Genomic DNA, 10,982 nt, shown 5'->3' with positions numbered 1-10,982 from the left:
GGTTGGATCGGTTCAATCTCCTGCGGAGGGCCGGTTGACCTGTTGAACGGCACGAAGAGGGCCCCGCGGCGCGATGCCGCGGGGCCTTCTTCTCGGCCGGCTCAGCGCATGGGCAGAGCGTCGACGCCGGTGCGGACCGTAGCCGTCGCCACCCTCGGGTCGGCTGCCGTGACGACGTGGACATCGCCGGTCAGCTCGACCTGAGCCTCGTCGTCGCGCACGGCGCACGAGGGGCCTACCCAGAGGTCGATCGCACCGGGTTCGACGATGCGGCGACCGTCGCGTCCGGTGAACGCCAGGCGCGCGGCCGGTACGGCGAAGCTCACCGACACCGACTCGCCCGGCTCCAGCGACACCCGCTGGTACGCCAGCAGCTGCGCGACCGGCCGCGTGACCGACGCGACACGATCCCGCGCGTACAGCTGCACGACATCCGTTCCCGGCCGGTCCCCGGTGTTGGCGATGACGACCGTGACATCCAGGATGCCGTCGGTCGCGGCATCCGTCGCCGTCAGCGATCTGCGCTCGAACGTCGTGTACGTCAGACCGTGCCCGAACGGCAGGGCGGGGGTGTTGTCGGCGCTCGTGATCTCGGTGGGTCCGCCGAGCACCGGGTGCAGGTACGTGTACGGCTGCGCGCCCGCCGACCGGGGGAGCGACACCGGCAGACGTCCCGACGGCTCGGTGCGGCCGGACAGGATCCGCGCGATGGCCGGGCCGCCCTCCTCACCCGGGAAGAAGGCCTGCACGACCGCACCCGCGGCCCCCGGGCCCTCGAGCATCCAGCCGAGCGCGTACGGGCGACCCGAGACCACCACGACGGTCGTCGGCGTGCCTGAGGCGATGACCGCCTCGACGAGGCGGCGCTGGGCGCCGGGCAGCTCGAGGTCGTCGACGTCGTTGCCCTCGCCGACCGTGCCGCGGCCGAACAGCCCGGCACGGTCTCCGACCACGACGATCGCGACCTCGGCGGCCGCCGCCGCCTCGACCGCGGCGGCGATCCCGCTGGTGTCGGGATCCTCGACCTCGCAGCCGTGCTCCACCACGACGTCCGCGCCGGCGAACTCCGCCCGCAGCGCCTCGGCGATGGTCGGCATCTCGAAGCCGAGCGGCGTGCCCGGATGGTGCGCGAGCACGTGGTTCGCGAACGAGTAGCACCCCATGAGCGATTCCGCCGAGTCGGCGTTCGGACCGATCAGGGCGATCCGCGCGGGAGCCGCGAGCGGCAGCATGCCGTCGTTGGTCAGCAGGACGACCGACTCCTCAGCCGCGCGCCGGGCGAGCGCTCGCAGTGCGGGGTCATCCAGATCGACCTCGGTGGGCGGCGCCTCGAAGTCGGCGTCGAGCAGGCCGAGCCGCTCCTTCTGCGCGAGCACGCGCAGGACGGCGCGGTCGACGAGCTCCACCTCGTCCGGATGCGCGGCGAGCCGGTCGCGCAGCGGTCCGGCGAACGCATCGGCCGTCGGCAGTTCGACGTCGATCCCCGCGCGCAGCGCGAGCACGGCCGCTTCGCCCAGGTCGCCGGCGACGCCGTGCAGCGAGTGCAGGAACGCCACCGAGAAGTAGTCGGCGACGACGGTACCCTCGAACCCCCACTCATCCCGCAGCAGGTCGGTGAGCAGCGTCGGGTCGGAAGCCACGGGGACGCCGTCGATCTCGGCGTACGAGTTCATGACCGACTGCACCCCGCCGTCGCGGATCGCCATCTCGAACGGCGGCAGCACGACGTCCTGCAGCCGCCGCCGGCCCATCTGCACCGGGGCGTGGTTGCGGCCCGCCTGCGACGCCGAGTACCCCGCGAAGTGCTTGAGGGTCGCATCGACGCCGGCCGACTGCAGCCCGCGCACGTACGCGGTGCCGATCGTGCCGACGACGTACGGATCCTCGGCGATGCACTCGTCGACGCGGCCCCAGCGGGGGTCGGTCACGACGTCGAGCACGGGAGCGAGCCCTTGATGGATGCCGAGCTCGGCCATCGACCGGCCGATCGCCGCGCCGATCTCCTCGGTGAGGTCCGGGTCGAAGGCCGCACCCCAGGCCAGCGGCGTCGGGAACGTCGCGGCCTTCCACGCCGCCAGACCGGTCAGGCACTCCTCGTGCACGATCGCCGGAATGCCCAGCCGGGTCTCGGCGCGCAGGCGCCGCTGCTCCGCCCAGAGCCACTCGGCCCGCGCGATCGGCTCCACCGGGCGCGTGCCGTACACGCGGGTGAGGTGACCGAGACCGTGGGCGGTCGCTTCCTCGTAGGGTCCGGAGTTGCCGCGCTCGCCCGCCATCGGGGCGACGACCTCGCCGCCCTTGTCGACCCAGTAGCCGACGAGCTGCGCGATCTTCTCGTCCAGCGTCATCTGCGCGTGGAGGGACTCCACCCGCGGCGAGACCGCGGGCATCACGACGTTGCTCATCCCTTGACCGCCCCCGTCAGGCCGCCGACGATCCGCCGCTCGAACAGGCTGAAGAACACCAGTGCGGGCAGCATCGACAGGGACGTGAACGCGAGCACCTTCGCGGTGTCCACCGAGTACTGCGACGAGAACGCCTGGACACCCAGGGGGAGGGTGAACTGGGCCTCGTCGTTCAGGATGAACAGCGGCAGGAGGTAGCCGTTCCAGCTTCCGATGAAGGCGAGGATGCCGACGGTGATGACACCGGGCACCGCGAGCGGAAGCACCATCCGCCAGAAGAACGACAGGCGACCGCATCCGTCGATGTAGGCGGCCTCCTGGATCTCGTCCGGGATCGCCCGCAGGAACGGGACGAGGATGATGATCGTCGTCGGCAGCGCGAAGGCGATCTGCGGCAGGATGACGCCCGGCAGAGTGTTCATGAGCCCGAGGTTGCGCACCACGATGTACAGCGGCGTGATCGCCACCGTGATCGGGAACATCAGGCCCGCGGCGAACAGGGCGTACAGCGCCCCGCGGCCGGCGAAGCTGTAGCGGGCGATCACGTAGCTGGCCATGAGTCCGAGGGCCACCGCGCCGATGGTCGTCGTGAGCGCGACGATCGTCGAGTTCATCACCTCGGTCCAGAACAGCCCGCTGGTCAGCACGTCGATGTAGTTCTGCGGGTTCCAGCTCACCGGCAGCCCAGAAGGGTCGACGGTGATCTCGGAGTTCGTGCGGAAGCCGCCGATGATGATGTACAGCACGGGGCCGAGCATCAGCGCGATGATGATCAGCGCGATGAAGTACACCGCCGGGCTGCCCCACGGAAGCTTGTTGACGTCGCGGCGGCGCCCGGGCACAGTGTCGCGAAGCGTGATGGTCCGGGTGCTCATCGAGTCCGTGGAGCTCACTTGACGCCCCTCTCTGTGATGGCCCCCGCGGTGTCACGGCGCAGGATCGTGCGCTGGTAGATCAGGGCGACCACCAGCGAGATGACGAAGATGACGACGGCGACGGCACTGCCGTATCCGAAGTTGCCGGAGTTGCGTCCGGTCGCGACCATGTAGATGGCCATCGTGTTGGTGCCCGCGACGGACGACACGTACTGACCCCAGATGATGTACACGAGATCGAAGAGCTGCAGCGCGCCGATGATCGACAGGAATGCCCAGATGCGCAGCGTCGGACCCAGCAGCGGCAGCGTGATGGTCCGCTGGATCTGCCAGTACGACGCTCCGTCGATCGCGGCCGCCTCGTACAGCTCCTGAGGAATCCCCTGGAGCCCTGCGAGGAAGAGGATGACGGCGAACCCGATGTACTTCCATGTGAGGATCGCCATGAGGGTCCAGATCGCGATGCTGGGGTCGGCGAGCCAGTCCTGCGCGAGCCAATCGAGCCCGACCTTCTCGAGGAAGCCGTTCACCGCTCCGTTGGTGGCCAACATGAGGCTGAACCCGGTGCCGACGATGACCTCGGCGATCACGTAGGGGACGAAGATGAGAACACGGATCACGGACTGACCGCGCATCCTGCGGTTGAGCAGCAGTGCCAGCAGGATCGCGACCGGGCCCTGGAGTACGAGCGACGCGACGACGATGAAGGCGTTGTGCCCCAGCGCCTGCTGGAAGATCGGGTCGGTGAAGATCGTGACGTAGTTCTGCAGCCCGATGAAGTCGGTCGCCGGGCCGAAGCCGGACCAGCGGAAGAACCCGTAGTACGCGGCCATGATGACCGGGAAGATCACGAAGCCGACGAAGAAGATCAGGGCCGGCCCCACCAGGATCATGACCTCGAGGCGGCCGGCCCAGCCTAGGCCTCGGGGGCGCCGGCGGCCCTGCGGCACCGACGGGGGCGGCGTGATGCCGCCCCCGTCGTGCTCTGCAAGGCCGCGAGCGTCAGAAGACATCTCGCGGGTAGACACGATCAGCCCTGCTTGCCTGCCGCGTTGACCGCGTCGACGAGCTTCTGCGGGTCGCTGTTGCCGGCGAGCATGTCGACGACCGCGACGTTGAGCGCGTTGCCGACGTTCTGGCCGAGCACCGTGTCGAGCCACTGCGAGACGAACGGCGCGTTGTTGTACGCCTCGAGGATCTGCTGCAGGTACGGCTCGGTGACGGCTTCCTGCGCCACGGTGTTGACCGGCGGCGAGTTGAAGGCCTTGTAGTACGCGGTCTGCTGGTCGGCGCTGGCGACGAAGTTCAGGAAGTCCGCGCACTCCTTCGGAGCATCGACCGAGCAGGAGTAGCCGTCGACGCCGCCCATCATCGAGCCGGGCTCGCCGTCGCCGCCCGAGATCTCCGGGAAGGGGAACCAGGCGAGGTCGGGAAGCGGCTTCTCGTCAGGCGTCAGCGAGGCGATCACGCCCGGGTCCCACGCGCCCATGAGCTCCATCGCAGCCTGCCGGTTGGCGATCAGACCGGCCGAGCTGCCCGCGCCCTGCTGGGGCTCGGTGGTGAGGAACCCTTCGTTGAACGGGTCGATCGCGGCGAAGTCCTCCAGGTCCTCACCGGCACGCAGCCAGCACTCGTCGCTGAAGTCCTTCGTGTCGCCCGTCGCCTCGATGACCTCGGGGCTGCACTCGCGGATCGCGAAGAAGTAGTACCAGTGCGCGGCAGGCCAGGCGGCCTTCGCGCCGAGGGCGATCGGCTCGATGCCCGTCTCCTCCAGGCTCGCCACAGCGGCCTTGAGGTCGTCGATGGACTCGGGGGTCTCGGTGAGCCCGGCGTTGTCGAAGGCATCCTGGCTGTAGAAGAAGCCGCCCGGGAGCACCGAGAGCGGCATCGCCCACACCTTGTCCTGGTACGTCTCCGCGGCGAACGAGCCCTCGGGGATCTCGCTCTTGATGTCGTCCGAGATGAGGTCGGTCAGGTCCATCAGCTGGCCGGCGTTGACCATCGCGGTCATCTTGCCGCCGCCGCGCTGCAGGAAGATGTCCGGCGCGTCGCCCGCGTTCAGGGCGGTCTGCAGCTTTCCATCCATGTCCTCGTTCTGGACCGACTGCATCTTGATCGTGACGCCGGGGTTCTCGTCCTCGAATGCGGCGATCGCGTCCTTCCAGAACTGCTGGCCAGGACCGGTGGTCGAGTTCTGCCAGAGCGTCATCTCGACGTTGCCGTCGCTGTTCTCGCCCGAGCCGCCGGCACTGCAGCCGGCGAGCGCGAGCGCGCCGACGACGAGTGCTGCGGAACCCGCGAGGATTCTCTTGCCCATCATGTGATTCCCGTTTCTCTTCATCGAGGAGCACCTCTGCTCCGGGGTGCGGTGGTCGGCGCGATCGGGTCGCGCACCGCTCGGCGCTGCCACCGAGCAAGCAAAAGTGTGCGTGCGCAACAAATAGTTTGTCAAACGTTTTCGAAAACGGTTTCTATGCCGTTACGCTATCGAGATCATGAAGCGTCGTCCCACCATCACGGATGTCGCCGCGGCGGCCGGCGTCTCCGTCGCGACCGTGTCGAAGGCGGTCAACGGCCGCTACGGCGTGGCCACCGAGACGGCCGACCGCGTCCTCGCGGTCGTCGCCGAGCTGGGCTACGAGTCGAGCCTCATCGCGAGCAGCATGCGCTCGCGCACGACCGGGGTCATCGGCGTCCTCGTCGCCGACTTCGAGCCCTTCAGCGCCGAGATCCTCAAGGGGGTGGGGCAGGCGCTGCGCGATTCGCGCTACGACCTGCTCGCCTACTCGGGCTCGCACAGCACCGCCGAGGGCTGGGAGCGCCGCTCGCTCTCGCGCCTCAGCGGCACGCTCATCGACGGCGCCATCATGGTGACGCCCACGGTGGTCAACGTGGGCACTGAGGTGCCCGTCGTCGCCATCGACCCCCACACCGGCCCGGCCGACCTTCCGACCGTCGAGTCCGACAGCTACGGCGGTGCGCTCCAGGCGACGCGGCATCTGCTCGAACTCGGGCATGTCCGCATCGGCTTCATCGCCGGCCGGCCCGATCTGCGCTCGTCGATCGCGCGTGACGCCGGTTACCGGCGGGCGCTGACGGATGCCGGCATCACGGTGGATCCCGTCCTGGTGGGCTCGGGCAGCTACCGTCAGGACGCCGTCCGCGTCGCCGCGCTCGAGATGCTCCGTCGCGGCGACCGGCCGACCGCGATCTTCGCTGCGAACGACATCTCGGCCATGGAGATCGTGAAGGTCGCCGCGGAGCTCGGCCTGGGCATGCCGCGCGACCTCTCCGTCATCGGATTCGACGACATCCCGGAGGCCTCCAAGTCCGCCCCCGCCCTCTCGACCGTCCGTCAGCCCATGCAGACGCTGGGCGCCGAGGCGGCTCGCCTGCTGCTCACTCTCATGGACGGCGACGTGCCGGCGGCGACGCACGTGACGCTGCCCACGCGGCTCATTCCGCGAGGCACGACCGCTCCGCCGCTCTGAAGGCGGTGGCCGCAGTTCAGTTCAGCGCGGCTCAGTTCAGCGCGACTCGGTTCAGCGCGGCTCAGTTCAGCGCGACACCGGCCGGGTCGCGCAGCAGCTCCGCGAACGCGGCCTCGGCGGCGCCGATGAGCAGGCGATCCTCGGCGAGGGCCGCCGGCCGGATCTCGAGGTCTTCGCCGTTCGCCGGCATGGTCTGGGCGACGACGGCTTCCGTGAACGCGTCGAGGTCGTCGCTGGCGAGCATCGCCAGGAACCCGCCGAGCACGACGACGGCCGGATTGAGCACGTTGACCGCATTGGCCAGTGCGGTCGACAGGATGCGGCGCTGCCGCGTGATCTCGTCACGGACCTCGGGTGCACGCGATACGCGCAGCATCTCGGCCAGCGCGGGCTCGTCGGCGTTGGCCTGGCCGAGTACGGCGAGGAGCCGAGCACGGCTCACCTCGTCCTCGAGCACGCCGTTGTCGGCCCGCCGGTCGGCGCTGGATGCGATGCCGGGGCGATTCTGGCCGAACTCACCGGAGTAGCCCGAGGCGCCGGCCACCGGCATCCCCTGCACGATCAAGCCACCGCCGATCCCGCTCGCGCCGCCGTTGAGGTAGACCACGTCGTCGATGCCGCGCGCGGCGCCGAAGAGGTGCTCGGCGAGGACGCCCAGTGTCGCGTCGTTGCCGACCACGGCGGGCAGGCCGGTCGCGGCTTCGATGAGCTCGCGCAGCGCGGTGTCGGTCCATCGCAGGTGCGGGGCGTCGCGCACCAGCCCGTCCGAGGCCCGCACGAGTCCCGGCACGGCGACGCCGACCCCGGCGATCGCCGCTTCGGCGAGGTCGTCGCTGCGCCACGCTGCGACGCGCTCCCCGATTAGCCGTGCGGTGCCCTCGGGCCCGAGCAGGCCGGTCATCTCGAGGCGCTCCCGCCGCCGCACGGCGCGATCCAGCCCGACGGCGGCGATCGTGAGGGCGTCGACCTCGGGGTTCACCGCGATGGCCACGACACGGGGGTGCGCCGCCACCAGCGGAGACGGCCGCCCGACGCGGCGGCTGGGGTCGGGTGCCCGCTCCTCCGCGACGCCGAGGGCGACGAGGTCGCCCACGAGGTCGGCGATCGTCGAGCGGTTGAGTCCCGTCGCACCGGTCAGCGTCGCACGCGAGACCGGGCCCTCGAGGTGGGCCAGGCGCAGCAGCCGCGACAGGTTCGCCTGGCGACTGCCGACCGGCTCGTTCATACCCTCACTGTAGAGGCGACCCGAGACCCGGTCGGGCAGCGGTGGGTCCACGCCGCGCGGCAACCGGCACTGCGTGACGCATCCGCGACCCGGGGAGTAGCCGAAGGGCGTATTCTGGTATATGTTCTCGACAGCAACATTTATCGCAAAGGAGCGTCATGCCCACGCAGTCCACCGGACCGACCCCGACTCGCGCCGATAAGTTCTCGTTCGGTCTGTGGACCGTCGGCTACAACGGCACCGACCCCTTCGGCGGCCCGACCCGTCCGCCGCTCGACGTCGTGCACGCGGTCGAGAAGCTCGCCGAGCTCGGCGCCTACGGTCTCACCTTCCACGACGATGACCTGTTCGCGTTCGGCTCGACCGACGCCGAGCGGCAGAAGCAGATAGACCGCCTCAAGGGCGCCCTCGCCGACACCGGCCTCATCGTGCCGATGGTGACGACCAATCTCTTCTCGGCCCCCGTCTTCAAGGACGGCGGCTTCACCGCCAACGACCGCGACGTGCGCCGGTACGCGCTGCGCAAGGTCTTCCGCCAGCTCGACCTCGGCGCCGAGCTCGGTGCCAAGACCTTCGTCATGTGGGGCGGTCGCGAGGGCGCCGAGTACGACGCCGCCAAGGACATCCGCCAGGCGCTGGAGCGCTACCGCGAGGCCGTGAACCTGCTCGGCGACTACGTCACCGACAAGGGCTACGACATCCGCTTCGCGATCGAGCCGAAGCCGAACGAGCCCCGCGGCGACATCCTGCTGCCGACGCTGGGGCACGCGATCGCCTTCATCGACTCGCTGGAGCGTCCCGAGCTCGTCGGCCTCAACCCCGAGGTCGGCCACGAGCAGATGGCGGGCCTGAACTTCGCCGCCGGCATCGCCCAGGCGCTGTTCCACGGCAAGCTCTTCCACATCGACCTCAACGGCCAGCGGGGCATCAAGTACGACCAGGACCTCGTCTTCGGTCACGGCGACCTGCACAACGCGTTCGCGCTCGTCGACCTGCTCGAGAACGGCGGCCCCGGCGGCGTGCCCGCGTACGAGGGCCCGCGCCACTTCGACTACAAGCCCTCGCGCACCGAGGACGAGACCGGCGTGTGGGACTCGGCGGCCGCGAACATGCGCACGTACCTGCTGCTCAAGGAGCGTGCCGCGGCCTTCCGCGCCGACCCCGAAGTGCAGGAGGCCCTCGAGGCGGCGAAGGTGTTCGAGCTGTCGACCCCGACGCTCAACCCCGGCGAGTCCTACGACGACTTCCTCGCGGACCGCTCCGCCTACGAGGACTTCGACACCGACGCCTACCTCGGCGGCAAGGGCGGCGGCTTCGTCCGCCTGCAGCAGCTCGCGACCGAGCACCTGCTCGGCGCCCGCGGCTGACCCGCGAACGGATGCTGTGGCCGACCGCGCGTCGGCCGCAGCATCCGTCTTCCCGCCCGCCGGTTGAGCATGTCCCACTTTCTGTCGGATACAGCGCCCTTACCGGCACAATTCGGGACATGAAGGACGGAAACCGGGACATGAAGGAAGGGCGGGCGCGATGACGCTGGTCATGGGCGTCGACTCGTCGACGCAGTCGTGCAAGGTGCTGGTGACGGATGCCGCAACCCGCGCGGTCGTGCGGCAGGGGCGTGCGTCGCATCCGGACGGCACGTCGGTCGACCCCGAGGCGTGGTGGACGGCGCTGCAGGCGGCGATCGCCGATGCCGGCGGCGTGGAGCAAGGTGACGCGGGCATGGAGCCGAGCGCCGCAGGCATGGACTCGGTCGAGGCGTGGGCGATCGGCGGGCAGCAGCACGGCATGGTCGCGCTGGATGCCGAGGGGCGGGTGATCCGCGACGCGCTGCTGTGGAACGACACCCGCTCGGCGCAGGCGGCCGCCGACCTCACGGCCGAGTTCGGTGCCGACGACCTCGCGCGGCGGACGGGACTCGTGCCCGTGGCATCCTTCACGATCACGAAGCTCCGCTGGCTGCGCGATCACGAGCCCGAGAACGCCGCTCGCGTGGCCGCCGTCGCTCTGCCGCACGACTGGCTGACGTGGCGGCTGCGCGGCTTCGGCCCCGACGGCGAATCACCGCGCGGACCGGTGCTCGACGAGCTCGTCACCGACCGCTCGGACGCCTCCGGCACCGGGTACTGGAATCCCGCGACCGGCGGCTACGACCGTGAGCTGCTCGTCGCGGCGCTCGGTCACGACGCGGTGCTCCCGCGTGTGCTCGGACCCGAGGAGTGGGTGACGGATGCCGCAGGCCGCCGTGTCGGCGGCGGTGCCGGCGACAATGCGGGGGCGGCGCTGGGGCTCGGTGCCGGGCCTGGAGACGTCGTGGTGTCGATCGGCACGAGCGGGACCGTCTTCGCGGTGAGCGAGGAGCGCACCATCGATCCCTCCGGCACGGTCGCCGGGTTCGCGGACTGCACGGGACGGTTCCTGCCGCTGGTCGCGACGCTCAACGCCGCGCGCGTCCTCGACGCGATCGCCCGCGTGCTCGGCGTCGACCACGCCGAGCTCTCGCGGCTCGCTCTCGCGGCCCAGCCGGGGTCGTCGGGCCTGCAGCTGGTGCCGTACTTCGACGGGGAGCGCACGCCGAACCTGCCCGACGCCACCGCTTCGCTCACCGGCATGACCCTCGCCTCGACCACGCGCGAGAACCTCGCGCGCGCGGCGGTCGAGGGCATGCTGTCCGGGCTCGCCGCGGGTCTCGCCGCGCTGCGCGGCCTCGGCGTTCCGCTGGAGCGCGCCCTGCTCATCGGCGGCGCCGCGCAGTCCGAGGCGGTGCGCGAGATCGCACCGCTGGTGCTGGGACTGCCGGTCGAGGTGCCCGAGCCCGGAGAGTACGTGGCGCTCGGCGCCGCGCGGCAGGCGGCATCCGTCCTCTCCGCCTGATCGCCTCGTCGAGGATTCAGGAGAACCCGCGCGGCGGTGGCGTCGCCGGCCCCGCTGGCCGGCGTTTCTCCTGAATTCTTCGCGGTCGCCCGTCGGACGGTCTGGCCCACCG

The 10,982-nt window shown here is 70.4% G+C and carries 8 protein-coding genes; 3 read left to right on the top strand and 5 right to left on the bottom strand.

The genetic code is table 11. The features are described 5' to 3' along the window. Positions 1-101: 101 nt before the first annotated feature. From B1729_RS05700 to B1729_RS05685, 4 genes are read right to left on the bottom strand one after another with little or no spacing between them, the layout of a single operon-like run. A complete protein-coding gene (locus B1729_RS05700) occupies positions 102-2,405 on the bottom strand; it encodes a glycoside hydrolase family 3 N-terminal domain-containing protein (protein WP_163631223.1) in 2,304 nt (767 codons plus the stop codon). Then, positions 2,402-3,280 carry a carbohydrate ABC transporter permease gene (locus B1729_RS05695; RefSeq protein WP_163631282.1) on the bottom strand — a complete coding sequence of 293 codons (879 nt, stop codon included), beginning with the start codon at positions 3,278-3,280 and terminating at the stop codon, positions 2,402-2,404. Before B1729_RS05695 ends, B1729_RS05700 begins: the two co-directional genes overlap by 4 nt. 14 nt (positions 3,281-3,294) lie before the next feature. Beyond that, positions 3,295-4,293: a sugar ABC transporter permease gene (locus B1729_RS05690; protein WP_163631221.1), complete on the bottom strand. Its 999-nt coding sequence runs from the start codon at positions 4,291-4,293 to the stop codon at positions 3,295-3,297. Positions 4,294-4,310: 17 nt separating this feature from the next. Beyond that, a complete protein-coding gene (locus B1729_RS05685; RefSeq protein WP_163618772.1) occupies positions 4,311-5,600 on the bottom strand; it encodes an ABC transporter substrate-binding protein in 1,290 nt (429 codons plus the stop codon). A gap of 175 nt (positions 5,601-5,775) precedes the next feature. Between B1729_RS05685 and B1729_RS05680 the strand changes: the two genes are divergently transcribed. After that, a complete protein-coding gene (locus tag B1729_RS05680) occupies positions 5,776-6,771 on the top strand; it encodes a LacI family DNA-binding transcriptional regulator (protein WP_163631219.1) in 996 nt (331 codons plus the stop codon). 61 nt (positions 6,772-6,832) lie between these two features. Here the strand turns inward: B1729_RS05680 and B1729_RS05675 are convergent, their stop codons facing one another. After that, positions 6,833-7,996 (bottom strand): ROK family protein, encoded by a 1,164-nt coding sequence (locus tag B1729_RS05675; RefSeq protein WP_163631217.1) that lies wholly within the window; start codon positions 7,994-7,996, stop codon positions 6,833-6,835. Positions 7,997-8,154: 158 nt separating this feature from the next. On the opposite strand from B1729_RS05675, the gene xylA reads away from it, so the two are divergent. Next, positions 8,155-9,363, top strand: a complete 1,209-nt coding sequence (xylA, locus tag B1729_RS05670) for a xylose isomerase (protein WP_163631215.1) — start codon at positions 8,155-8,157, stop codon at positions 9,361-9,363. A 160-nt stretch (positions 9,364-9,523) separates the two neighbouring features. Next, positions 9,524-10,870 carry an FGGY family carbohydrate kinase gene (locus B1729_RS05665; RefSeq protein ID WP_204318869.1) on the top strand — a complete coding sequence of 449 codons (1,347 nt, stop codon included), beginning with the start codon at positions 9,524-9,526 and terminating at the stop codon, positions 10,868-10,870. The last annotated feature ends 112 nt before the right edge of the window (positions 10,871-10,982 follow it).

It is taken from the genome of Microbacterium sp. B35-04 (assembly GCF_010634885.1).
Lineage (GTDB): Bacteria > Actinomycetota > Actinomycetes > Actinomycetales > Microbacteriaceae > Microbacterium.
The sequence above is the reverse complement of the archived record's forward strand: the minus strand, read 5'-3'. Positions and strand labels throughout refer to the sequence as shown.